This window comes from Pseudoalteromonas sp. MM17-2, from assembly GCF_022347945.1.
Lineage (GTDB): Bacteria > Pseudomonadota > Gammaproteobacteria > Enterobacterales > Alteromonadaceae > Pseudoalteromonas > Pseudoalteromonas ruthenica.
The window spans coordinates 96,905-120,390 of sequence record NZ_JAKRFV010000005.1 but is presented as its reverse complement, the minus strand read 5'-3'; the positions used below and the strand labels follow the sequence as shown (position 1 = coordinate 120,390).

General features: G+C 48.0%; 19 protein-coding genes. 9 read left to right on the top strand and 10 right to left on the bottom strand.

Annotated elements, in window-relative coordinates:
• Positions 1–17: 17 nt before the first annotated feature.
• The gene (gene hutC, locus MHM93_RS06405; protein ID WP_053910180.1) at positions 18–731 is read right to left on the bottom strand and encodes a histidine utilization repressor; all 714 of its coding nucleotides are present in this window, start codon (positions 729–731) and stop codon (positions 18–20) included.
• A 116-nt stretch (positions 732–847) separates the two neighbouring features.
• On the opposite strand from hutC, the gene hutI reads away from it, so the two are divergent.
• Positions 848–2,074, top strand: a complete 1,227-nt coding sequence (gene hutI, locus MHM93_RS06400; protein ID WP_239448414.1) for an imidazolonepropionase — start codon at positions 848–850, stop codon at positions 2,072–2,074.
• 79 nt (positions 2,075–2,153) lie between these two features.
• Complete coding sequence (locus MHM93_RS06395; RefSeq protein WP_239448413.1) at positions 2,154–3,878, top strand: EAL domain-containing protein; 1,725 nt, start codon at positions 2,154–2,156, stop codon at positions 3,876–3,878.
• Here the strand turns inward: MHM93_RS06395 and MHM93_RS06390 are convergent.
• Both MHM93_RS06390 and rraA read right to left on the bottom strand, forming a co-directional pair.
• Entirely contained in the window at positions 3,875–4,927 is a 1,053-nt protein-coding gene (locus MHM93_RS06390) for a formimidoylglutamase (RefSeq protein ID WP_138549117.1), read from the bottom strand. The two genes, MHM93_RS06395 and MHM93_RS06390, sit on opposite strands and share 4 nt — an antisense overlap.
• An 8-nt stretch (positions 4,928–4,935) precedes the next feature.
• Complete coding sequence (gene rraA, locus MHM93_RS06385) at positions 4,936–5,457, bottom strand: ribonuclease E activity regulator RraA (RefSeq protein ID WP_022946645.1); 522 nt, start codon at positions 5,455–5,457, stop codon at positions 4,936–4,938.
• Positions 5,458–5,624: 167 nt separating this feature from the next.
• On the opposite strand from rraA, the gene MHM93_RS06380 reads away from it, so the two are divergent.
• From MHM93_RS06380 to MHM93_RS06370, 3 genes are all read left to right on the top strand, one after another.
• Positions 5,625–6,149, top strand: a complete 525-nt coding sequence (locus MHM93_RS06380) for a phosphatase PAP2 family protein (RefSeq protein ID WP_022946646.1) — start codon at positions 5,625–5,627, stop codon at positions 6,147–6,149.
• Positions 6,146–7,174 (top strand): MJ1255/VC2487 family glycosyltransferase, encoded by a 1,029-nt coding sequence (locus MHM93_RS06375; RefSeq protein ID WP_239448412.1) that lies wholly within the window; start codon positions 6,146–6,148, stop codon positions 7,172–7,174. The genes MHM93_RS06380 and MHM93_RS06375 overlap by 4 nt, the downstream gene beginning before the upstream one ends.
• Positions 7,175–7,313: 139 nt before the next feature.
• On the top strand, positions 7,314–9,194 hold the full coding sequence (locus MHM93_RS06370; protein WP_239448411.1) for a methyl-accepting chemotaxis protein: 1,881 nt from the start codon (positions 7,314–7,316) through the stop codon (positions 9,192–9,194).
• Positions 9,195–9,282: 88 nt separating this feature from the next.
• Here the strand turns inward: MHM93_RS06370 and MHM93_RS06365 are convergent, their stop codons facing one another.
• From MHM93_RS06365 to priA, 5 genes are all read right to left on the bottom strand, one after another.
• The gene (locus MHM93_RS06365) at positions 9,283–9,657 is read right to left on the bottom strand and encodes a DUF971 domain-containing protein (protein ID WP_022946649.1); all 375 of its coding nucleotides are present in this window, start codon (positions 9,655–9,657) and stop codon (positions 9,283–9,285) included.
• Between the two features lie 51 nt (positions 9,658–9,708).
• A complete protein-coding gene (gene hslU / locus MHM93_RS06360) occupies positions 9,709–11,037 on the bottom strand; it encodes an HslU--HslV peptidase ATPase subunit (RefSeq protein WP_022946650.1) in 1,329 nt (442 codons plus the stop codon).
• Positions 11,038–11,048: 11 nt separating this feature from the next.
• Positions 11,049–11,567 carry an ATP-dependent protease subunit HslV gene (gene hslV / locus MHM93_RS06355; protein WP_022946651.1) on the bottom strand — a complete coding sequence of 173 codons (519 nt, stop codon included), beginning with the start codon at positions 11,565–11,567 and terminating at the stop codon, positions 11,049–11,051.
• Positions 11,568–11,721: 154 nt separating this feature from the next.
• Entirely contained in the window at positions 11,722–12,252 is a 531-nt protein-coding gene (locus MHM93_RS06350; RefSeq protein ID WP_022946653.1) for an SPOR domain-containing protein, read from the bottom strand.
• A 19-nt stretch (positions 12,253–12,271) separates the two neighbouring features.
• On the bottom strand, positions 12,272–14,497 hold the full coding sequence (priA, locus tag MHM93_RS06345; RefSeq protein ID WP_239448450.1) for a primosomal protein N': 2,226 nt from the start codon (positions 14,495–14,497) through the stop codon (positions 12,272–12,274).
• A gap of 224 nt (positions 14,498–14,721) precedes the next feature.
• Here priA and rpmE point away from each other — a divergent pair, with 224 nt between their 5' ends.
• Positions 14,722–14,937, top strand: a complete 216-nt coding sequence (rpmE, locus tag MHM93_RS06340) for a 50S ribosomal protein L31 (RefSeq protein ID WP_081604468.1) — start codon at positions 14,722–14,724, stop codon at positions 14,935–14,937.
• Between the two features lie 466 nt (positions 14,938–15,403).
• Positions 15,404–16,648: a malic enzyme-like NAD(P)-binding protein gene (locus tag MHM93_RS06335; RefSeq protein ID WP_022946655.1), complete on the top strand. Its 1,245-nt coding sequence runs from the start codon at positions 15,404–15,406 to the stop codon at positions 16,646–16,648.
• Between the two features lie 192 nt (positions 16,649–16,840).
• Here the strand turns inward: MHM93_RS06335 and metJ are convergent, their stop codons facing one another.
• A complete protein-coding gene (gene metJ / locus MHM93_RS06330) occupies positions 16,841–17,161 on the bottom strand; it encodes a met regulon transcriptional regulator MetJ (RefSeq protein ID WP_022946657.1) in 321 nt (106 codons plus the stop codon).
• Positions 17,162–17,340: 179 nt separating this feature from the next.
• On the opposite strand from metJ, the gene metB reads away from it, so the two are divergent.
• Together metB and metL are read left to right on the top strand one after the other, a co-directional pair.
• A complete protein-coding gene (gene metB, locus MHM93_RS06325) occupies positions 17,341–18,501 on the top strand; it encodes a cystathionine gamma-synthase (protein ID WP_239448410.1) in 1,161 nt (386 codons plus the stop codon).
• A gap of 9 nt (positions 18,502–18,510) precedes the next feature.
• Complete coding sequence (gene metL, locus MHM93_RS06320; RefSeq protein ID WP_239448409.1) at positions 18,511–20,856, top strand: bifunctional aspartate kinase/homoserine dehydrogenase II; 2,346 nt, start codon at positions 18,511–18,513, stop codon at positions 20,854–20,856.
• A 52-nt stretch (positions 20,857–20,908) separates the two neighbouring features.
• Here the strand turns inward: metL and MHM93_RS06315 are convergent, their stop codons facing one another.
• Positions 20,909–23,470 (bottom strand): PBP1A family penicillin-binding protein, encoded by a 2,562-nt coding sequence (locus tag MHM93_RS06315; RefSeq protein ID WP_239448408.1) that lies wholly within the window; start codon positions 23,468–23,470, stop codon positions 20,909–20,911.
• Positions 23,471–23,486: the final 16 nt, after the last annotated feature.

The following is a 23,486-nucleotide window of genomic DNA, read 5'->3' as shown; positions in this document are numbered from 1 at the left end:
GGTTTTTATAAAATTTTTTAACTGCGTTTAGTGAATGTTAAATGGCCACCCAAGCGATATTTGCTGCCCGGAGATACAAGCCTAGCGAAGCTAACAATGCCTCTTTGTGACCAGGTACGACGGATCACTTGTAAGCAAGGCTCTTCGTTATAGAGGTTTAACCAAGTACACATTTGTTGGTTTGGAGTGATAGCCTCGACCGTATGTCGCGCCTCGGTCAGAGGGGCAACTTGAGATAAATACTCATGTGGCGTCAGGGTATGGAAATCCTGCTGCAGGTAGTTAGGTGCCAGCTCCGGGTTAACAAAGCGTTCTTCTACTTGCAGGGGCGCATCGTTTTCAAAGTGCACTAATACTGAATGATACACCTGATCGCCGGGCTCAACGCCTAGCGCTATAGCGATGGGGGCAACGGCATCAATGGACTCTAGGGTTACCGGCGCACAACTGTAACTATGGTTACGCTCACGCACCTCATCGGCGATGTTACGGATCTCCAGCAGTGATGACTGTGATTTAAAACTGGCAACGAAGCTCCCTAAGCCTTGGGTGCGAGTGAGTATGCCGGCATCGGTAAGCTCACTTAGAGCCCGGCGTGCGGTCATGCGGCTGACTGCAAACTGCTGCGCGAGCTGGTTTTCTGATGGCACACGTTGGAACTCTTGCCATTGTCCGCTGCGGATCTGGGTTAAAATATGATCTTTAATTTGATGATACTTAGCTGACGACATGGGGGCTCCTAATCAATACCATCGCGGCACTTTGCACTGCCTTGGTTATTATGTAAACATGGCATAAATATCTTGTATATACAAGTTTAGCAAATTACTCATTAGGAGCACGTCTAATGCACGCGGATCACATTATAGTAGATGTAAATATCGCCACTATGGAGCCTCAAGGTGATGACCTTTACGGTGTTATCGAGCAAGGAGCCGTGGTCATGGGCGAGGGGGTTATTCAATGGCTTGGGCCGATGAGTGAGCTCCCAGAGCTGGATTTATTAAGTATTCCTGTGACCTCGGCAAAAGGGGCGTGGGTGACTCCAGGGCTTATCGATTGCCACACTCACTTGGTGTTTGCCGGTAATCGTGCACGAGAATTTGAGCGCCGTTTGCAAGGAGAAAGTTACCAAGCTATTGCTGAGCAAGGGGGAGGGATTGCGACCACTGTGAGCGCAACCCGCGCGGCAGAGCCGGAACAGTTGTACGTTAGTGCCAAACAGCGCCTTGATGCGCTCTACGCTGAAGGGGTGACCACAGTAGAGACAAAATCAGGGTATGGTTTAGACCTAGCTGCCGAGCTAAAACTGCTGGAGGTCGCCAAGTTACTTGATAGCCATCACCCTGTATCAATTCAGAGCACATTTTTAGGTGCCCATGCATTGCCCAAAGAGTATCAAGGAGACAGTGATGGTTATATCGATCTGGTATGTGAACAGATGCTCCCTGAAGTGGCGGCCAAGAAACTGGCCAATGCGGTAGATGTTTTTTGTGAGCATGTTGGTTTTTCCTATGCGCAAACGGAGCGGGTGCTTAAGGCGGCGCAGGATTTAGGCTTCAAACTTAAGCTCCATGCCGAGCAGCTCTCTAATATGGGCGGTACTGCCTTGGCTGCGAAATATCAGGCGTTATCAAGTGATCATCTTGAATACCTTGACGAACAAGGGGTTAAGGCAATGGCGCAAAGCGGTATGGTTGCGGTATTGCTCCCGGGGGCATTCTATTACCTTAGAGAGAGTCAGTATCCACCAATAGCGTTGTTGCATCGTTATAATGTGCCTATCGCAATTGCCACTGATTTTAATCCCGGCACATCCCCGTTGTGCTCATTGCAGCTAATGATGAATATGGCCTGTACTTTGTTTCGACTAACACCAGCGCAAGCGTTACAAGGCGTGACATGTCATGCGGCACGAGCGTTAGGGCTTGCAGATAGAGGTACGCTTGCACCGGGGATGCGTGCCGATGTGGCGTTGTGGGACATTGAACACCCCGCACAATTAAGTTACGAATTTGGAACCAAGCCCTTGAAACAACTGTGGATTCAGGGAGTGTTAAGCAAAACTTTCTGATCATGGGCGGCTAAATTATAAGCGGCTATACTTGGCTTATTAACAAGCGTCAGCCGCGTCAACAATAACGATAATAATCATGATCACCAGCATTCATTTGAGCGCCTTTATTAGCGGACTGTTTATGATGGCGCTAATCGTCAGCGTTGTTCTCGTCAGTGAGCGCCGTGATGGCTTAAGTGCGATGTTCTACTCAATCGCTGGGCTGGCCTATATCAGTGGCTATTGGCAAGTCGCCAGCGCCATTTTGTTAGGCGCTTATGGCGTTCGTTGTTGGCTTGTATACCGGCATCAAAATAAAAGATTACTGCTTGGCAAGGGTGGGTTAGTGCTATTGCAGAGCTTGCTGATAGCAACGCACCTCTCTTTTGAGTTGCACAGCGCTTGGTTATGCATCGTCCCTTTGTTGTTGCAGCTTAGCGCTTATATGGAGCTGAGCTTTAGTGAGCCGGAAGTTGCATCCAACCAACAAGCTAATACACTTGATAACCACTCTCTCCCTATTATTTCTTGGCCGCAAGCGTTAGCGCAATATCAAGATTGGAGCGCCAATAATCGTGCTGATATCGCCTTGATCTTAGTGCAAATAGAAGGCTATGAGCCTCTTAACCGTCAGCTCGGGCAAGAATTCGCTGAGCTATTATTGATGCAAGCTTTAACGCGGATGAATCAAGTCATCGACCACCCGCAAGTGTTAAATCTCAATGTGCCGCGACGACAAGTGCAACAGAGCGCGCAACTTTTCCAAGTTGCTCCGCTGTGTTACGGCACAGTGGTGGTCTTTGACCAAGAGCGACACGTACATGAGCAAGTTGCTCAGCAGCTAGCCGATGCCGCTCAGCGGCCGTTCAATTCTCAGCAAGGTATCGTCGAGCTAAAACCGCATATCGCTATCGTACAAGGGGCGAGTTCAGCATCAAGCCTTGATGACATGTTGCAGTGCGCGTTTAAAACGCGTGACTTTTATCCCGAGCAACGCATTAGTCATTACAGCGCTGAGCTAGAGCAGCAGGTGCAAGCCCACGAAGTACAACTGAAAGAGTTAGAAAAGGTCGATTTTGAGCAAGACTTTGCTCTTTATTTTCAGCCTGTGATTGGATTGCCCAAACAAGAGCTCTTGTATGTAGAATTATTGCTACGATGGCAGCACCCAGAAAAAGGGTTATTAAAAGCCGAAGAGTTTATTGCTGATCTGCGTGCCGTCGGACGTGGTTATAAGCTGGCATTCCATGTGCTTGAACGTGCAGCGGAAATGGCCTTGGCATTAAAAATGGACGGGCAGCCGACCCCCATAAGCATTAACTTGTATGGTGAAGAAGTCCTGCATGATGAGTTTGTTGATTTTGCTGAGCGTATGGTACGAGAGCACAACCTTGCTCATGGCGATTTAATTGTTGAATGTCCTCTGCCAGTGCTTATGTCGCTGGATAATCGCGCTTTATCATTGTTAACTCGGTTACACCAGGTAGGGGTTCACGTTTGTTTGGATGGTCTTGGCGAAACGCCATTATTTTTAGCGAAATTGCCGAAGCTTAAGCTAAGTTATGTCAAAGTAGACCCCGCATTGACCGAAGATGTTGATTATACCAGCGCCAACAAAGCGCTACTCAATGGCCTTATTGACATGCATCGCCACCTAAAGGCGCAAGTGATTTGCCAAGGTATTGAAACCGAAGCCCAGCTTAGTTATATCAAAGAGTTCAATGTGCAAGGCGCGCAAGGTTTCATTTTTACCCAGCCTTTACCATTAGAAGGGCTATTAGGGTGGGGGCGACAGTGGCGTCACCAACAATCTTTCAGCTAGCGTTGGTATCTTGCACGTAAAAAAGCAATAACTAAGGCAGTGAGAATTTGCCCAGCGGCATTCGCACCAGCGTCATAACCATTAGGGTCTTGCTCTGGAGCCGCTTCGCACAAATGAATGTACGCCAGCGCCGAAGTGCGCGCAGCGCAAAAGACATATTGCTCAGCTTCGCTAAGGCTTACACCTCGGTGATTAAACGCACTGGCTGGCGCGCAGGTAATGGCATCGACATCCAACTCTATGGCCAGTGGGCTATTAAGAGTAAAGCTGTGTAGGGCGCTATTCACCGACTCTGCTATTGATGTGGTCGTGGCTACTTTAAGAGCATGATAACTGGTATAGCTGGCGTGATGTTCATGCAGTGCGGCTAATATATCTTGGTTATTTTTCTGTTCATCCAGAGCAATGACATGGTAGCCCTGTAAATATCCCCGGCGTGCAGCGTAGTGAAAACCATTGCCACTGTGGCGTCCCTCAAGTGCACGAAAGTCACCGTGGGGATCTAGGTTGAGTGCATTGATGGCGCAGCCGAAATGCTTGCTGCTTGCGCTCAGCAACGGGTAACAATTATTGTGACCGCCACCTATCACTATCGGGATTAGTCCGGCCGCTAGAATAGCTGCTACTACAGGCTCGACTAACTGATCTATATTCTCACACAAGGCCCGCAGGCGTACGGTGTCGTCTGGATTAAGATTATCCAAAGCCTGGCTTTGCAGCTGCAGCGCTTGGCAGTCTATTTCCCCTAGCAGGAGTGTATCTTGTACGGGGGTAAATTCATTGACAGGAAGGTTTAAAAACTTTGATAAAAAAGCGCGAAAACCTTGTTGAGCACCGCCTTTACCTAAGTTTGCCCGAGGGCCTATATCTTCTGGAATACCGAGAATAACGTAACGTATGCCAAAGGCATAAGCATCTTTGAGGGCTTGACTGAACTCCAAACGCGTATCGAGCAAGGCCATGGCCTGCCACACACGCTGTTCGCCGGAGCGAGCAGCCACTATGCCTTGTAAGCTCTGCTCATCATAAATAGTGACTGCATGGTTCATATAGTGGATTAATCCTCTAATACATCAAGCTCTTCGTCTTCGATGTACTCCAGCTCTAGCTCCTCGGCGGACAATATAATGCCGGTACTATCAGCATAAATATAATCATCTTCGTAGAAAGAGACCCCGGCAAAGTTAACTGGAATTCCTTCCTCACCCGGAGCGAGGTTGTCTGCGCCCACAGGAATTGAGGCAATCGCTTGGATGCCTAGCTCCAGTTCTTCAAGCTCATCAACATGGCGTACCGCACCATATACGATGATTCCTTCCCAATTATTCTCGACGGCCAGTTCTGCAAGCTCGATGTCTACCAGCGCGCGGCGAGTCGACCCACCACCATCAACGAGCAGCACACAGTCAGTACCATCTTGTTGCAGTACCTCACGCAGCAGTTGGCTACTCTCAAAACATTTCACCGTTCTTATACGGCCGCAAAATGCACTTTGACCACCAAAATTAATAAACATGGGTTCAAGCACATCCACTACATCGGCAAAATGGTCGCAAAGTTCAGAAGTACTGTATTCCATTGGGCTCTCCTACGGGCACTTTTGCATCAAGTATACCTAGGTTATGGGGCTTAGCAAGCGAAGCGCAAGGTCATCGTGAGGCGACATATTAGTGTCTAAAAAACGTCATGTAATTGTTATTTTCGCTCACTATAGTCAAAGTAAGTCAGCTAGTTAGGTGAAAGCGAATGATCTTATCGCACATAGATCGCATAGACAGGGCACTGTTTAAGGTGATATTTCGCCCGCGTTACCGACGCTGGTTACATCACTGCATTCGCATGACTTCACGTTCAGGAGACGGCATTTTATATGGGGCCTTTGCTCTTTACCTAGTGGCATTTAGTACCGCGCAGCAACAGACGTTAGTGATGGTACTGTTGGTGGCTTACCTAATAGAGAGACCAGTGTACTACGCTACGAAAAACCTGTTTCAGCGTGTAAGGCCCTGTGATGGCGTGATAAGCCATGCGCATATTCGCCCAAGCGACAAATTTAGCTTGCCTTCAGGGCACAGCGCAGCGGCTTGGGTATTTGCGACTGTAGTCAGCCACTTCTATCCACCACTAGCTATATTTCTTTATGCGTGGGCAAGCTTGGTAGCGTTATCGCGGGTGTTGCTCGGGGTGCATTATCCCCTTGATGTAGTCATCGGCTCGTTGATGGGTTACGGCTGTGCACTTTTAGCACTTATTATTACAGGGACTTTATGAGAATTCTTTATGGCGTTCAGGGCACAGGGAATGGCCACACCACACGCGCTCGGGTTATGGCCAAGGCATTTGCCAAGGCGGGTATCGAAGTGGATTACTTATTTTCTGGGCGCAGCAAAGCTGATTATTTTGATATGCAGGAGTTTGCTGACTTTCAAACACGAACAGGGCTTACCTTTGTCACCGAGCGGGGGCGAGTCAATGGTTTTAAAACGATTAAACAAGCGAAAATACGAGAATTTATCAGTGATATTCGTGAACTCAACTTACGCCATTATGATTTAATCTTTAATGACTTTGAGCCTGTTACCGCGTGGGCTGGGCGTCGGCAAAAAATTCCTGTTATTGGCATGAGCCATCAAGCCGCATTTTTATCACCCCACGTACCAGTGACTGGCGATAACCTCTTTACCAAAGCGATGATCCGCAACTTCGCTCCAGCGGATGTTTATCTCGGAGTGCACTGGCAGCCTTTTGACGATTCTATTATTCCTCCGTTTATTGAGCATGGCACTGCGGTTGATAGTGAGTATGTTGATAACAAGGTATTGGTGTATCTGCCTTTTGAGGAGCTGGAGGAGGTCATACATTATCTCAAAGATTTTCCTGGCAAAGAGTTTTACTGTTATCACCCACACGCGCAAGACCAGTCACTTGCTCATATTCATTTGCGCCGCCCGTCTCGGGCAAACTTCCTGCGTGATTTGGCAAGTGCGAGCGGAGTTATAGCCAATGCCGGTTTTGAGCTCGCCAGTGAAGCGCTTACATTGGGTAAGAAGCTCTTGCTTAAACCTCTGAACGGTCAATTCGAGCAATACTCAAATGCGTTGACGTTGCAGCAAATGCAGCGGGCGCAAGTGATGCACTATCTTGACCAAGATGCGCTCGAAGATTGGGTCAATATTGCGACCCACTCTCGGATTAACTATCCTCAAGATCCTGCGCCTTTGGTCGATTGGTTAGTACAGGGGCAGTGGCATCAGCGTAAAGGCTTAAATGAGCAGTTGTGGCACAACGTGTTGTAATTTTTGTTGGTTCTGGTCGCTTGATTAAGATATAACTGCCTTGATTTTAAGAAAAATCGACAAATTTTTTGCGACATATCATATATGGCGGCTAAAATTTGAAGATAATGACGCTGCAGTTACTTGGAAGGTCAAAACCATGAACTTTATGAAAAAGCTCACGATTAAACGTCGTTTACAGTTAAATGGCGCAGTCGTAGCAACAGCTTTGCTGGTGTTATTCGCTGTAATTATCTATGAATCCCGCATAATGGGGTTACTTAACTCCACACTGGAAAATGCTGAAGAGCTCAATGTTCATGAGCTTACCTTACGTAAGCATGAGAAAAACTTTCTATTTTACAAGCAAGAACAATCATTGGATGAGTTCGCCAGTGAATATCAAGCGCTTGAAGCGCGGGTAGCGAAGCTGCGCGAGCAGTTTGTGACCCTCGATGGTGATACTCAGCTGATTGATAATTTCGCCTCACAGGCGCAGCAGTATCGTGATGACTTTAACAACGTCGAGGCTTTACAGCGCGAAATCGGCTTGCACCCAAAAGATGCCCTTTATGGCGCTCTACGCAGCGCCGTACATGAAGTCGAAACTCTTCTTAAAGAGCGACAAAACTTTGAAATGCTGGCGCTGATGTTACAACTTCGCCGGGCTGAGAAAGATTTTATGTTGCGCCTTGATGTGAAGTATCTAGGGAAGTTTGACACCCATTTCAGCGCATTGAAAAACAAAGTGCAAAGCGCGGGGTTTGATGCGCCATATCGCACTAAGTTAATCACCCTCCTTGATGACTATCGCAGTAAATTTAAAAGCTTGGTTGATGCCCAACAACGCTTGGGCGTTGATTTAGAGTCTGGCGCGCTGGGGCAATTGCGCCAGTCCGTTGAGCAAAGTGACAAGTATGCTCGCCAAGTGCTGGGCGCCACGAAAGAGATGATAGAGCAAGAGATGCGAGTGACTCAAATCACTGCTCTGACAATTTTAGTGATTGCTGCAATCTTGGTGGCGGCGCTGCTGACAATGACCAGTCGCGCGATTATTCAGCCAATTGATAGAGCGGTCAGTGCCATTACCCGTATTCGTGAGACCAATGATTTAAGTATTCAAATTGATACCCATGGCAATGACGAAATTGCGACGCTGACCAGTAATATCAATAACCTCACCGCCGGTTTTAGAGGGCTGATTTTTGATGTGAATAATGCCTTAGCGACACTGAACGCCGCAACAGAAGACTTAGCTAGCACCACCGCATCAACCAGTACTGGCGTACAAGAGCAGTTGCAAGAAGCTGATATGGTGGCCACAGCGGCCACCGAGATGCAGGCAACCATTCATGATATATCTGGCAACACAGAGGAAGCTGCGAAACGAGCGCAAACAACTAATGAAAGTGCTTCTCAAGGGCGTCAGGAAGTGGATGCCACCGTATCTCGTATTGCCCAGCTCTCTGACTCGCTTGGTAATGCCTCTGGGGTGGTTGGTGATTTAGAAAAAGATGCTGACACCATTGGCTCGGTACTGGATGTTATTCGCGGTATCGCTGAGCAAACCAACCTCTTAGCGTTGAACGCTGCCATAGAAGCTGCACGGGCAGGTGAGCAAGGGCGTGGCTTTGCGGTGGTTGCGGATGAAGTACGTTCATTGGCGCAACGCACACAAGACTCCACACAGGAGATAGAAAATATTATTTCCGGCCTGCAACAGCGGACCCAACAAGTTGTGAGTATTATGCAACAGTGTCGCGACCAAGGAGGTGAGAGTGCAGAGCAAGCTTCTCGTGCCGGCGACTTACTGAGCTCGATTACTCAAGAAATTGAAACCATAATGGAAATGAGTACGCAAATCGCGGTGGCCATTGAACAGCAATCACAGGTTGCCTCTGAAGTGAATCAAAACGTGGTGCGTATTCGTGATATTGCTGAGCAGGCCAGCGGCCATGCAAGTAATAATGCCCATACCAGTGAGGAAGTAGCAGAGCAGGCTCGGGTGTTGCACGATGCCGTGGCTAAATACAAGGTTTAGAAAAAGCCGAAGACAGTAACATAAGAAAAGGGGGCGAGAGCCCCCGTTTCTGTATTCACCCACCCTAGGTAGTGGCAATGCACTTAGCTTAAGGCGTCACCTTAATCGCAATACTTGCATCACGCTGGGCATTCGCTGCTTTAAGTCGCGCCAAATAACTCTGCCAGAGATTATCTTTGTTGCTGGTCAGTTCGGCTAAGTAGCGAAAGCTGTATAAGCCACTGAGATGGCCATCATCAAAAATTAAGCGCACGGCATAGTGGCCAACAGGTTCGATTTTGTTGATACCAACATCCCGTTTGTTGGTAACGAGGTTTGGCTCGCTTTGATGGTGGCCTTGTACTTCGGCAGAAGGGGAGTGTACACGCAGGAACTCAGCACTGAGCTCGGCGCTATCGCCATTGTCAAAGTGAATGTCTAAGGTTTTTGAACGCTGATGATAGTGTAAGGTTGTTATCAACATAAACCAGCCTCAATAAAAAGGGCTTGGGTGAAGTTGCCCAAGCCCATGCCGTTATAGAATAAAGCGGCTTAGGTCTTCGTCTTGCACTAAGTTACCCAAGTGCTGGTTGACGTATTCGCCGTCAATGGTAAGACGTGAGCCTGCCTTATCGGAAGCATCGAAGGATATTTCTTCCATCAATCGCTCCATGACTGTGTGCAGTCGACGAGCACCAATATTTTCTGTCTTTTCATTCACTTGCCATGCTGCTTGAGCAATGCTGTCAATGGCATCGTCGGTGAACTCAATAGTCACTTCTTCGGTATTCATAAGCGCGATTTGTTGCTCCGTTAACGAAGCATGCGGTTCAGTCAAAATACGCTTAAAGTCATCGGCGCTGAGGGCGTCCAACTCAACTCGGATCGGTAAACGACCTTGTAGTTCAGGGATTAAATCCGAGGGTTTGGCCATTTGGAACGCGCCAGAAGCAATAAATAGAATATGGTCAGTTTTCACCATACCGTGCTTGGTGCTCACACTTGAACCTTCAATAAGCGGCAGCAGGTCACGTTGTACCCCCTCACGGCTTACATCTGGGCCATTTGCTTCACCGCGCTTACAAATTTTGTCTACTTCATCTAAGAACACAATACCGTGTTGCTCAACAGCTTCAATAGCGAGCTCTTTAACATCTTCGGGGTTAACCAGTTTGGCGGCTTCTTCCTCAACAAGTAGTTTAAAGGCTTCTTTAATCTTCAACTTGCGCTTTTTGGTTTTGCCGCCGGACATGTTTTGGAACATGCTCTGTAGCTGGTTGGTCATTTCTTCCATGCCGGGCGGTGACATGATTTCAACATTAGGCGCTTGCTCAGCAACATCGATTTCAATTTCTTTATCATCGAGCTGACCTTCACGTAATTTCTTACGGAAACTTTGGCGGGTACTGCTATTTTCACTTGGTTGTGACTCGCCCCAGGTGTCTTTAGCTGGTGGCAGTAATGCGTCTAAAATACGTTCTTCTGCAGCTTCCTCAGCACGGAAGTGGTGTTTCTTCGCCTGCTGCTCACGAACCATCTTAATGGCAATGTCGACGAGATCGCGGATAATAGTTTCTACTTCTTTGCCAACATAGCCAACTTCAGTGAACTTAGTCGCTTCTACTTTCAAAAAAGGAGCATTAGCAAGTTTGGCTAATCGGCGTGCTATTTCAGTTTTACCCACACCGGTTGGGCCGATCATAAGGATATTTTTCGGTGTTACTTCCGGGCGCAGGCTCTCGTCGAGCTGCATACGGCGCCAACGGTTGCGCAGGGCGATAGCCACCGCTTTTTTAGCATTGCTCTGACCAATAATGTGTTGATCAAGCTCGTGAACGATTTCTCTGGGAGTCATAGCTGACATGGCAGCTCCTTTTACAATTCTTCGATAGTTTGGTGGTTGTTGGTAAATACGCAGATATCGCCAGCGATTTTTAAGCTGCGTTCAACGATTTCACGCGCACCAAGCTCGGTGTTTTCTAGTAATGCAATCGCGGCTGATTGGGCAAAGTTGCCGCCGCTACCAATCGCAATTAGGTCATGTTCAGGCTGTACCACATCGCCATTACCAGTAATAATTAGTGAGGTGGTTTCATCAGCAACAGCAAGAATGGCTTCGAGTCGCCTTAAGGCTCTGTCACTGCGCCAATCTTTGGCCATCTCTACAGCGGCTTTGGTTAAATGTCCTTGGTGCATCTCTAATTTACTTTCAAAACGCTCAAAAAGGGTAAACGCATCGGCTGTACCGCCTGCAAACCCGGCGATCACTTTACCGTTGAAAAGACGACGCACTTTACGCGCGTTGCCCTTCATTACCGTGTTGCCGAGCGAAACTTGGCCATCGCCGCCAATAACAACCTTGCCTTCACGGCGTACAGAAACGATTGTGGTCATGTGTGTCCTTATACCCAGTCTGGGTGTTTGTAACTGTCTAATAGCGAGGAAATATGGGCATTAAAAAGGGATTTCAAGGTAAACTTGCAATCCCTTTATGTGATTTGCTGTGCCTGCTAGGTTATTTACATGGCGATAACGGCTTTCGCTTTGCCTAATTCCACAACCAGATGCCACAGCCCATGATTTTTGCCTGACGCTTAAGCTTGTTCTTATCGCTCTCTGCGCCGCGCTTGGTCGGATAGGGGCCTAACCGTACTCGAAACCAGACGCCATTGCTGCCTTCAGTGCGCCTGATTTCTGATACTAGCCCGACAAAGGCTATTTTGGCCTTGAGCGTTTCCGCCTGCGCATAGGTTCTAAATGACCCGCATTGCATTTGATAAGGGCCTTTTTGCTCAATTTCTTTAACCTCAACCTCTATCTCGGCTTGCTTTATTTCGTTAATAAATTCGGGCGTTTGCGGTTTTTTAATTTCTGGCTTGGAGGCGCTTGGTTTCTGCTTAACTTGCTCAACAGCCTCAGGATCAGCATTGGTTTTTATATACCAGAGGCCGTAAGCGAAGCCGGCGAGTAACAAAATGGCCAAAGCAATAAGCACAAGCGGCAGAGGCTTTTTTGCTGGGGCTTTTTTGTTCTTACCACGCTGAGGTCGTTTGCGATTTATATAGTCGTGCTGCGCCATAATTGTTTTTGTGTTCTCTTTACATCATGTCTATGGGATCAACGTCCAAATTCCAGCGTACTTTTTGTGCCAGCTTATTACTACCGAGGTAGTTCATTAGTTGCGCCAAAAAGCCGTGTAGCGCGCCTCTATCTTGCCCTTGAATATGCAATTGATAACGGTATTTGCCAGCGACTCGTTCGAGCGGTGCGGGAATCGGACCCAGCAATTGTATCTTAGGCACGGGGGCTGCGGGAACTAAATCCGATAAAAAGCGCAACAGTAGTGATAAATCATGCGCTTCCGCCCTTAGCAGGGCTAAGTGCGAAAACGGTGGCATTTCTGTTTCATGGCGCTCTTGCAAAGCATAACGAGCAAAGTGTTGGTAACCATTGTTGACTAAATCTTGCAATAGTGGGTGCTCTGGGAAGTGAGTTTGCAGTAACACGGTGCCTGGTTCGCCACTGCGACCTGCGCGTCCTGCTACTTGAGTCACTAGTTGTGCTAAGTGTTCGGTGGCACGGAAATCACATGAGTATAACCCGGCGTCGACATCAAGAATAATGACTAGGCTGACATCAGCAAAGTGGTGGCCTTTGGCTAGCATTTGTGTGCCCACCAATAGGCGCGCGCCGCCGCGATTGATGGCAGCCAGTTCTTCCTCCAAACTGCCTTTACGTCGTGTTGAATCTCGGTCGATACGGCTGATGGGTGTGTCGGGAAATTGCTCGCTTAATGCTTCTTGCAATTGCTCGGTGCCCAGCCCCACCGGGTTTATTTGTGTGCTACCACAATCCGGGCATTGCATGGGCGGTGCACTTTGCTCGCCACAATGATGGCACACCAAACGACGCATGGCCTTGTGGTAGGTCGCGCTGGTGCTACAACGCGAGCAATCGCTGAGCCAGCCGCACTCATGGCAAATGAGCGAAGGGGAAAAGCCGCGACGATTCAAAAACACCATCACTTGCTTTTGTCTCGCCAGCTCACGCTTGATATAGGCAAGGGCGCTATGGCTGAGTCCAGCCTCAAGGTGCTGACCTTTAATGTCTATGAGTTCAAATTGATTGTCACTGCTGGTTTGTGCCCGTTGAGTGAGACTGAGCAATTGGTACTTATCGGACAATGCACGGTTGAGTGTTTCCAGGGCAGGGGTCGCGCTGCCTAGAACTAAGGGAATGTTTTGCTGTTGCGCACGGTAAGCGGCCAGATCACGGGCGTGATAGCGTAGGGTGTCTTGCTGTTTGAATGAGGCGTCATGCTCCTCATCGACAATAATCATGCCTAGGCGTAAAAACGGCATAAAAATCGCCGAACGTGTGCCGATCACTATAGCACAGCTACCTTTTTGGCAAAACCGCCAGGTTTGCAAACGTTCATTATCTGTCAACGCTGAGTGCCAGAGCATAATTGGCGTATTGGGGAAGCGGCGGCGAAAGCGGTTTACCGTCTGTGGTGTTAGGCCTATTTCAGGGACCAAGACTAAGGCTTGTTTGCCCTGTTGCAAAACCGCCTCTAAGCACTGCAGATACACCTCGGTTTTGCCGCTGCCTGTGATCCCCTCAAGTAAAAAAGCGGCAAAGCCTGGGGATTGGTTAATGGTTGTGCAGGCGATGGCTTGTTCGCTGTTTAACCTTGGTTTGTTGGCCACCTGTAATGGCTGCTCGCGCCATTGACTATCAAATTCAACTGCTTGAGTTATTAGTTTTTTATTGATGAGGGCATCAATGGTGGCTTTGGAGTAGCCCAGAGCTTTAATTTCCGTGGTGGGCGATTTCCCTGATTCAGCTAGCTGCTTAAGCAAGGCTTGTTGCTTTTTCGCCCGCAGTGTCGGTTGTTGTTGCCCTTGCTCGGTGAGTTGCAGGTAATTAATGCTGGTTTTATCAATATCCGCGCCTTCACGCAGCGCTTTTGGCAAAGCGGTAAAGACGGTTTCACCTAATGGATAATGATAATAGCGAGCAGTAAATTGCAATAACTGTAGGTGACTGTCATCAATAATGGCAGTGCTATCGAGCACGGCTTTAACGGCTTTGACTTTATCTTCCGGCATCTCTGTGCTGGCTTTTACCTTTAACACCATACCGGTCAGGACACGCGAACCAAAAGGAACACTGACCCTTACCCCTACAGTCACGGCGCGAGAGCGCAACTCGATGGGCAATAAATAGTCGAAGCTACGGTGTAAGGGCACCTTAAGTGCTACTTCAAGGTAGCACGGGGTCGCGTTGCTACTGTGGCTGTTGGAATCGCGAGATGATGGCAACAAAAATCAGGCCCCAAGAACTAGAATATAGCGCTAATGTACTAAATTCATGGCGCAGTGAATAGCCGCAATTAAAGCTTGAACATTAATCAGGAGTAAAATAAAATACGCGGCCTTAAGGGTGCTGAGCGGGTTATATCCATGCTTTGGCACATTGAAACTAACGCGTATGGTGCCAAACTTCGGGTTTGGAGAGCGATACGGCCTATTTAGAGGTAACCCCCATGAAAGAAGGTATCCACCCTAAGTACGAAGCAATCAACGCAACGTGCTCTTGTGGCAACAAATTCCAGACAAGCTCTACCCTGTGTAAAGACATTCACCTAGACGTATGTTCAGAGTGTCACCCTTTCTACACTGGTAAGCAAAAGATCCTTGATACAGGTGGTCGTGTAGATCGCTTCAATAAGCGCTTCGGTGCGCTTAGCAGCAAGAAGTAATCTTTGCTTGTCGAGAAAAGCACCTTCGGGTGCTTTTTTTGTGTCTATGATTTTTATCCATCCCCATTATTCATACTAGCCATTTCACCTTAAGCTCTAGCTCATTTAAAGTGACAAAAAAAGCACAATAATGACGCTAAAGTTCACTAAAATTCACTTACTTTGTTATTAGCGAACAATAAGATTCGTTATCCGAACGGTATTCTTTTTAGTTATATTAAGTTATTTGGATATAGCATTATGCATGGCTTTAGGTGGTTTTTTATGCATGCATAAGTCCCTATAGTGCATGGAATATCAAAATTTACACATAAAGCTTTAGATAATGTGCATGAATTTGGGCTTAAAACCCTTTAATTTCGTACAACAGGATAGACCTGATATTGCTTGAATATATTTAGAAAAGCGGTATGGTTTGCCTTAACTAGCTGAACTCTCACATACATTTCTAGCAGGATACTCGTTCATGTCTGACTTTCGTGAAAAAGCCCTCGATTACCACGCTAACCCCGTTCCAGGAAAAATTAGCATTGAACTCACCAAAAGCGCCGAGACCGTTAACGATCTCGCTTTAGCCTACAGCCCAGGTGTTGCAGAGCCGGTGCGTGAAATCGCTGCCGATGCTAACAATGCTTATAAATACACGGCCAAAGGCAACATGGTTGCTGTGATCTCTAATGGCAGTGCCATTTTAGGGTTGGGTAACTTAGGGCCGTTAGCGTCTAAGCCGGTCATGGAAGGCAAGGCGCTACTGTTCAAGCGTTTTGCTAATCTTGATTCCATCGATATCGAGGTGAAGCATCGCACCACGGAAGACTTTATTAACACTGTAGAAAATATTGCCGATACCTTTGGCGGTATTAACCTCGAAGATATTAAAGCCCCAGAGTGCTTCGAAATCGAGCAAGCGCTCATTGAACGCTGTAATGTGCCAGTATTTCATGATGATCAACACGGCACTGCTATTGTCACTGCCGCAGGCATGCTAAACGCCTTAGAAATTCAAGGTAAAGATATTCGTGATGCCTTGATCGTGTGTTTGGGAGCTGGCGCAGCGGCAGTTGCGTGTATGGAGCTGCTTATTAAGTGTGGCGCTCAGCGCGAGCATATTTACATGCTTGACCGTAAAGGGGTGATCCACACGCGTCGTGATGACTTAAATGAATACAAGCAATTATTTGCTAACAACACCGATAAGCGCACCTTGCAAGACGTTATTGCCGATGCCGATGTGTTCGTTGGTGTTTCTGGCCCAGATTTGCTCTCAGCTGAAGACCTTAAATTGATGGCCGACAAGCCGGTCATTTTTGCCTGTTCTAACCCAGACCCAGAAATTAAGCCGGATGTGGCACACAGTGCGCGCAAAGACTTAATTATGGCCACTGGGCGCTCTGACTACCCGAACCAGGTGAATAACGTACTGTGTTTCCCATTTATTTTCCGTGGTGCACTGGACGTGCGTGCCACCGCTATCAATGATGAGATGAAAATTGCCGCTGTAGAGGCTATTCGCAGCATCGCCAAGGAGCCAGTACCTGAGTCAGTGTTAACGGCATCTGGAGTGAGCGAATTAGAGTTTGGCGCGCAATACATTATTCCCAAGCCCATGGATCCACGATTATTGCCACGCGTAGCGAAAGCCGTGGCGCAGGCGGCTGTGGACTCAGGTGTTGCGCAAATTGATATGCCAGCGAATTATATGGCTGAGTAATCACTTTACTACTCAGCGCTAGAAAAAAGAAAACCCAAGCTTAGTGCTTGGGTTTTTTTATGGCTTGCAAAGAGCAATTGCTTCACTAACCGCTTTTCATACAGGCCGACTTGCGACATGTATGAACAACACTAAGCTAGCTCCTGCAATGAGGCCTAATGCTCAGGGGTTAGTTAAACTTGCTTGTCTTTGTTAGTCCTCTCCGATAACAGGCACTTCCACACCCATTTCTTCCATAATTTTTCTCACCTCTTCAGGTACCTTCTCCGGATTATCTTTTCGGAGATCTTCGTCATTTGGCAGCGGTTGACCAGTAAAGGCATGTAGAAATGCTTCACACAGCAACTCACTGTTGGTGGCGTGACGAAGATTATTCACCTGGCGGCGAGTACGTTCATCGGTTAATACTTTTAAAACATTGAGCGGGATGGAAACGGTAATTTTCTTTACCTGTTGGGCTTTTTTTCCATGCTCCGCATAAGGGTGAATGTATTCACCATTCCACTTGGCCATAATTTGCGTCTTATTTTTGGTCACTTAGGCATCAATAAGGGCGAAATTTTATCGCGTTGGTAAGGATAGTCAAATATTCATAAATTAGCTATTTAGACGTATAAATGTTTTGACTTCTAAATTGTGTTAATTTAACCTTTTAGACGTCTAAACATCTATTTTCTTGATTGGGGGCAAATATGTCACAACTAAAAAAAGACACCATCGCCGTGCGCCATGGTATTGATGCCGATAAGCACCACGGTGCGGTGGTGCCACCCATTCATTTATCGACCACCTATTCCTTTGCTGATTTTGATAGCAAACGCGAATATGATTATGGTCGTAGTGGTAATCCCAATCGGGATATTTTGGCGCAAACCTTAGCGCAACTAGAAGGGGGAGAGCACGGAATTATCACCGCGACAGGTATGGCCGCAGTGCATCTAGTGACGCAGCTACTGACACCCAATGACACGCTAGTGATCCCCCATGATTGTTATGGCGGCAGTTATCGCTTATTTACCTCTTTAGCCAAGCGAGGGTTGCTTAAGGTCGAGGTTATCGATTTCACTCAATCAAACTGTTACCAACGCTTAGTGGCCGCCAAACCCAAACTGGTGTGGATTGAAACGCCCAGTAATCCCATTTTGCGACTCACGGATATCCGCGCAGTGTGCGATGCCGCGCAGAGCATCGGCGCGCTGGTTGCAGCCGACAACACGTTTTTATCTCCCGCCTTACAAAACCCGTTGTTATTGGGTTGTGATGTGGTGGTGCATTCGACCACTAAATATATCAATGGTCACTCCGATGTGGTCGGTGGTGCGGTGATCACCAAAACCAAAGAGTTAGGTGAAGAGCTGGCATGGTGGGCTAATAATATTGGTATTACCGGCGCCGCTTTCGATAGCTATCTCACCCTGCGTGGTTTGCGTACTTTGAAAGTGCGCCTGAAGCAGCATGAAGAAAATGCCTTGGCGATTGCTCAATACCTTGAACAGCATCCTAGTGTGCAGTCAGTTTACTACCCAGGGTTGAGTTCGCACCCACAACACGACTTGGCAAAAGCGCAGCAACAGGGCTTTGGCGGTATGGTGAGCTTTGACATTAAAGGCCAGCTGCAAGACAGTGCAAAATTCCTCACCTCAGTACAGCAGTTTACCTTAGCGGAATCGTTGGGCGGGGTGGAAAGCCTTATTTGTCACCCCGCGACCATGACTCATGCGGGCATGGACAAGGCCGCTCGACTTGAGGCTGGGGTCGGCGACACGCTTATCCGGATTTCTGTAGGTATTGAAGATAAGCAAGATCTTATCGATGACTTAGATGCCGCTTTTAACGCGTTAGCAAGCAAATAAGAGGATACTATGACTCAGGTTGTACATAAGTTTGGTGGTTCGAGTCTCAGCAACGCGGCGCGTTACCATGCGGTCGCCAATATTGTTATCGGCAACAGCCAACTCGGTGACGTGGTGGTGGTCTCTGCGGCGGGCAAAACCACGGATACGCTAGTGAAGTTGTGGCAGGCCTATCAACAGCACGATAGCCATGGTTATCATGATGTCTTGCAGTTGCTACGCACCCATCAGCATGAGCTTATTGATGAGCTATTAGCAGCGCACCAAGCACACGCTCTGCAATCACAGCTTAATAGTGAGCTTCAGCGCATAGCTGAGCAATTGCAGACAAACACCTTAGATGAGGCGTCCTTATTAGCCCATGGTGAACTGTGGTCGGCCCGCTTGCTGGCGACCTATTTGCAGCAGTTAGGCTATGCTGCGCAAGATCTTGATGCGCGGCAGCTACTGTGTATGCACCAAGGGCAACTACTGCATTTGGACAATGAAAAGCTCTGCGAGCGCCATATTGCCAGGGATAAAATCAACGTCGTAACGGGGTTTATTGCCGCCGATAGCAACCAGCAAACAGTCACCTTGGGACGCAATGGCAGTGACTACAGCGCCACTTTATTGGCCCGTTATGTCAACGCCAAACAAGTTTGCATATGGACCGACACGCAGGGGGTTTTCAGCACCGACCCACGTAAAGTAGCCGATGCCTTAAAGTATCAAAAAATTTGTCGTGGCCAAGCCAACCGCCTTGCCCAGTTAGGTAATCCGGTATTGCATGCGAAAACGCTGTCGCCTTTGCAAGGTAGCGCGATTAAGCTATCGGTGCGTAGCTCCTATGACAGCGATGCCAGTGGCACTGAGATTGTCCGCGAAGGTTACTGTAAGCATAAACGTTTTTTGACCACCATAGAGGGCGTTGACCTATATCGTGTGTCGAGCCTTAAAGTGGATGAACTGGCAACGTTAAGCCAGCTTATACAGCACACCATAGGCCATTTTCAGCAGCAGGGTATAGACTTTTTGATTGTACCCAGCGCCCATAGCACTCTTATTTCCCGTGAGCTGGGAGAGCGTGGACAACTCGTTGAGTCAAATCTCAATGGGTGCGCCTTAGTCAGCCCAAACCAGTATACTCAGCAAGGCTACCAAGAAATGCTGGCATGCTTAGAGCAACTTAACTTAACTATCCGCTTTAGCCACTGCGATCAAGACTACGCCTTGGTACTGACCGATCAAATCATTGATGCCGATAGTTTAGGCAAGGTACATCGCACTTTAATTGGCGCACATCAGCAAATTGCCGTGATTGTCGCCGGCCTTGGAAATGTGGGCAGTGTGTTTTTACAACAGTTTACGCAGCAGCTAGCGCGTTTAGAGCAGCATTTTGAGGTAAAACTGGTTGGTCTACTGCGAAGTCGCAGCATGTTGTTTGACCCCTGTGGGTTAGACCCGCAGAATTGGCAAGGTCAATGGTTAGAACAAGCGGTTCCCTATCAAAGCGAGCAGTTGTGCGAACGCCTCAATGAGCTTGATTACGAACACAAGGTGGTCATTGATATAACCGCCAGTGAGTCATTCAGTGTCCTTTACCCTGACTTTGTGCGAGCTAACTGTCATTTGATCAGTGCCAACAAGTATGCCGGAACAGCGCCACATAGTTGGTATCAGTCGTTACGTAACGAGCTGGCAGAGCGCAATCTCAAATGGCGTTATAACACCAGTGTTGGCGCTGGGCTACCCATTAACTTTGCATTAGCTGATTTGCAGCGTAGTGGCGATGACATCACCCGTATTCAAGGTGTGTTTTCTGGGACGTTATCATGGCTATGCAGTCACTATGATGGCAGCCAAGCTTTTTCTGAGCTGCTTTTTGCGGCGCAAAAGCTAGGTTTTACCGAGCCCGATCCACGTGAAGATTTATCCGGCCGAGATGTACAACGTAAGCTGTTGATCCTCGCACGCGAGTTGGGTTTGCAGTTGGACATTGACGATATTGAGCTAAGCCCACTGATGCCAGAGTCTTTAGCAAAAGGGAGCTGGCAGGATTTTCTCGATAATATTGCCTTACTTGATGACTTTGTTAGCACCCACGCACAGCAGGCGCAAGCCGAGCAAAAGGTACTGAGGTACAACGCTGACTTACGCATTGTTGATGGCAAGGTAAAAGCCCAAGTGGGTCTTGTTGCAGTGGCACAATCCAACCCGTTAGCGGGATTAAGTCCGGGCGACAATATCTTTGTCATCAACAGTCGCTGGTATGCGCAGAATGCCTTGGTTATTCAAGGCCCAGGTGCAGGGAAAGAGGTCACCGCTGCAGGTGTCCACTCAGATCTCTACTGGCTTATTGAGAGTCTTAGTTAATGCGGTAACAGGGTAATAAAAAAGCCAAGCATTATTGCTTGGCTTTTTTTATTTAGAAGAGTTCGTCTTCAGTGGGCAGCTCAGGTTCATCATGCCCTTGAGTTTCGAAGATCACCGGCGGCGCTTTTTCCACATACTTAGTGGGGGCAGTCCCTTTTATAAAGTATTCAAAGCGGCTGGTGTGGTCGTTTTGATGACTTAATAATCCTGATTTTAGATCAATTCGTACTGATTCCAGTCCTTCGGGTGGCTCGATAGGGGCCGCAGGCTCATCTTCAAGGGCCACACGCATGTAATCAATCCAAGCCGGTTGCGCTGTTTTTGCACCAGATTCGGCACCAAAGGTTTGTCCTTTCCCTAAGTTGTTGTTGTAACTGGTACGTCCTAGCGGATTACCTGGGTTATCGAAGCCAACCCATACTGTGGTCATAACATTGGCGTTAAAGCCACTAAACCAGGTATCGACCGAGTTGTTGGTGGTGCCGGTTTTACCTGATAAATCACGGCGCTTTAACCGCGTCGCGCGCCAGCCAGTACCATTCCAGCCGGTGCCATGCTTCCAGCTGCCACCACCCCAAATTGCACTGGTCATCGCATCGGCAATTAAGAAGGCATTCTGTTTAGAAATAACCCGAGGTGCGCATTGCGGTAACTGGGTATCAGTAGCCTCAGCGCTGTCAGTGTTGTCGGGGTTACTCTCACTGGCGCCGCTGGGCTCAAGCATTGCCAGCTCTGCAAACATTTCATTGCTGCGCTTTTGCTCTTCAGAGCAGGCCTTATAGGGGCGAGCTTGCATTAGCACTTCGCCTTCGGCGCTTTGTATTTCGGTAATAAAGTAAGGCTCAACTAAATGCCCACCATTTGCGAAAGCACTCATACCGCGAGCTAATTCTAAAGGTGTTAATGACGCACTCCCCAGCGCCAGGGTTTCATTGCGCGGAATATCTTCATCATGAAAGCCAAACTTGAGTAAGTGTTCAGCGGCAGGGTCTACACCGACGCCGCGCAGCAACCTGACTGAAACCACGTTTTTTGACTGCGCTAAGGCACGTCTAACACGGATCGGGCCGACATATTTAGCTGGGCTATTCTTGGGTCGCCAAGCAACACCTTGGCTTTTATCCCAATGATTTATCGGCGCATCGTTAATAATGGTTGCTAAGGAGTAACCATGCTCTAACGCCGCTGAGTAAATGAAGGGCTTGATGTTAGAGCCAACTTGGCGCTTTGCCTGAACCGCTCGGTTGTACTGGCTTTGTTCAAAGCTGTAGCCACCGACAATCGCCTTTATGCGGCCATCTTTAGGGTCAATAGAGACCAGTGCACTGGATGCTTCGGGAACTTGCGCTAACAGCGGGCGGCCGTCATTGTCGAAACGATACCAAATCTGTGTACCTGCAGAGAGAATATCGGCTGCGCTCTTCGGAGCGTAACTTTGACGAGACTGGGTAATAAATTTGCGCGCCCATTTTAATCCGTTCCACTCTATGGTGAACCGTTCACCTAATTCATTAAGTACTTCAACGGATTGTTCGTCCACACTCATCACCACTGCACCATGTAAGTCGGCGAGTGGGTTAAGGCCCTGTAAGTGGGCAATTAACTGTGGTTCGTCAAGAGGAGCTTCGGTTTCGCTATCCCATAGCACGGCCTCGGGGCCGCGATAACCATGGCGCATATCATAAGCATATAGATTATCACGCAATGCTTGCTGAGCTGCTTGCTGCACTTTTGACTCTACCGAGGTGTAGACTCGCATACCTGAATTATAGGCTTGCTCCTCGCCATACTGAGCAACCAACTCGGCACGCACCATCTCAGAAATATAAGGCGCATAAAGCTCTATCTCGGCGCCGTGGAAACGGGCGGTAATCGGTTTGTTAGTTGCCTCATCAAACTCAGCCTGAGTGATGTAGCCCTCATCTAACATCCGGCCTAACACGACGTTACGACGATTTTTAGCACGCTCAGGGTTGCGGATAGGGTTAAGTGCAGAAGGCGCCTTGGGTAGGCCCGCAATCATAGCCATTTGCGCTAAATCAAGCTCTTGTAGAGGCTTTCCATAGTACACTTGTGCTGCAGCACCGATGCCAAAGGCACGATTACCAAGCTCAATTTTGTTGAGATAGAGCTCGAAGATTTCGTCTTTGGTCAATAATTGCTCAATATGCAATGCGATAAATATTTCTTTCACTTTTCGGATGTATGCTTTTTCCCGAGTAAGAAAGAAGTTTCGTGCCAGCTGCATGGTGATGGTACTTGCGCCTTGGCGCTTTTCACCAGTCGAGATAAGAACGATTGCACTTCGGACAATACCGATAGGGTCGATACCGTAGTGATCGTAGAAACGATTATCTTCAGTGGCCAGGAATGCATTCAGCATAGGCTGAGGTACTTCGCTGATTTTTACGGGAATTCGCCGTTTTTCACCAAACTGGTTGATAAGTTTTCCATCTCGGGTAAATACTTGCATTGGAGTCTGCAATTTTACGTCCTTTAGCACCGCCACACTGGGGATGTCAGATCTGACGTAAAGGTACAGCCCAGCTAGTACGATGCAGCCCAAGAGGACACATATGCAAAGGATTTGTAAAAATTTTTTGAATATTTTCACGGATATTTCCCTGTTT

What these genes read in the sequence shown, in the direction of transcription:
- hutC (WP_053910180.1), bottom strand. Translation starts at nt 731, where the DNA reads ATGTCGTCAGCTAAGTATCATCAAATTAAAGATCATATTTTAACCCAG.
- hutI (WP_239448414.1), top strand. Translation starts at nt 848, where the DNA reads ATGCACGCGGATCACATTATAGTAGATGTAAATATCGCCACTATGGAG.
- MHM93_RS06395 (WP_239448413.1), top strand. Translation starts at nt 2,154, where the DNA reads ATGATCACCAGCATTCATTTGAGCGCCTTTATTAGCGGACTGTTTATG.
- MHM93_RS06390 (WP_138549117.1), bottom strand. Translation starts at nt 4,927, where the DNA reads ATGAACCATGCAGTCACTATTTATGATGAGCAGAGCTTACAAGGCATA.
- rraA (WP_022946645.1), bottom strand. Translation starts at nt 5,457, where the DNA reads ATGGAATACAGTACTTCTGAACTTTGCGACCATTTTGCCGATGTAGTG.
- MHM93_RS06380 (WP_022946646.1), top strand. Translation starts at nt 5,625, where the DNA reads ATGATCTTATCGCACATAGATCGCATAGACAGGGCACTGTTTAAGGTG.
- MHM93_RS06375 (WP_239448412.1), top strand. Translation starts at nt 6,146, where the DNA reads ATGAGAATTCTTTATGGCGTTCAGGGCACAGGGAATGGCCACACCACA.
- MHM93_RS06370 (WP_239448411.1), top strand. Translation starts at nt 7,314, where the DNA reads ATGAACTTTATGAAAAAGCTCACGATTAAACGTCGTTTACAGTTAAAT.
- MHM93_RS06365 (WP_022946649.1), bottom strand. Translation starts at nt 9,657, where the DNA reads ATGTTGATAACAACCTTACACTATCATCAGCGTTCAAAAACCTTAGAC.
- hslU (WP_022946650.1), bottom strand. Translation starts at nt 11,037, where the DNA reads ATGTCAGCTATGACTCCCAGAGAAATCGTTCACGAGCTTGATCAACAC.
- hslV (WP_022946651.1), bottom strand. Translation starts at nt 11,567, where the DNA reads ATGACCACAATCGTTTCTGTACGCCGTGAAGGCAAGGTTGTTATTGGC.
- MHM93_RS06350 (WP_022946653.1), bottom strand. Translation starts at nt 12,252, where the DNA reads ATGGCGCAGCACGACTATATAAATCGCAAACGACCTCAGCGTGGTAAG.
- rpmE (WP_081604468.1), top strand. Translation starts at nt 14,722, where the DNA reads ATGAAAGAAGGTATCCACCCTAAGTACGAAGCAATCAACGCAACGTGC.
- MHM93_RS06335 (WP_022946655.1), top strand. Translation starts at nt 15,404, where the DNA reads ATGTCTGACTTTCGTGAAAAAGCCCTCGATTACCACGCTAACCCCGTT.
- metJ (WP_022946657.1), bottom strand. Translation starts at nt 17,161, where the DNA reads ATGGCCAAGTGGAATGGTGAATACATTCACCCTTATGCGGAGCATGGA.
- metB (WP_239448410.1), top strand. Translation starts at nt 17,341, where the DNA reads ATGTCACAACTAAAAAAAGACACCATCGCCGTGCGCCATGGTATTGAT.
- metL (WP_239448409.1), top strand. Translation starts at nt 18,511, where the DNA reads ATGACTCAGGTTGTACATAAGTTTGGTGGTTCGAGTCTCAGCAACGCG.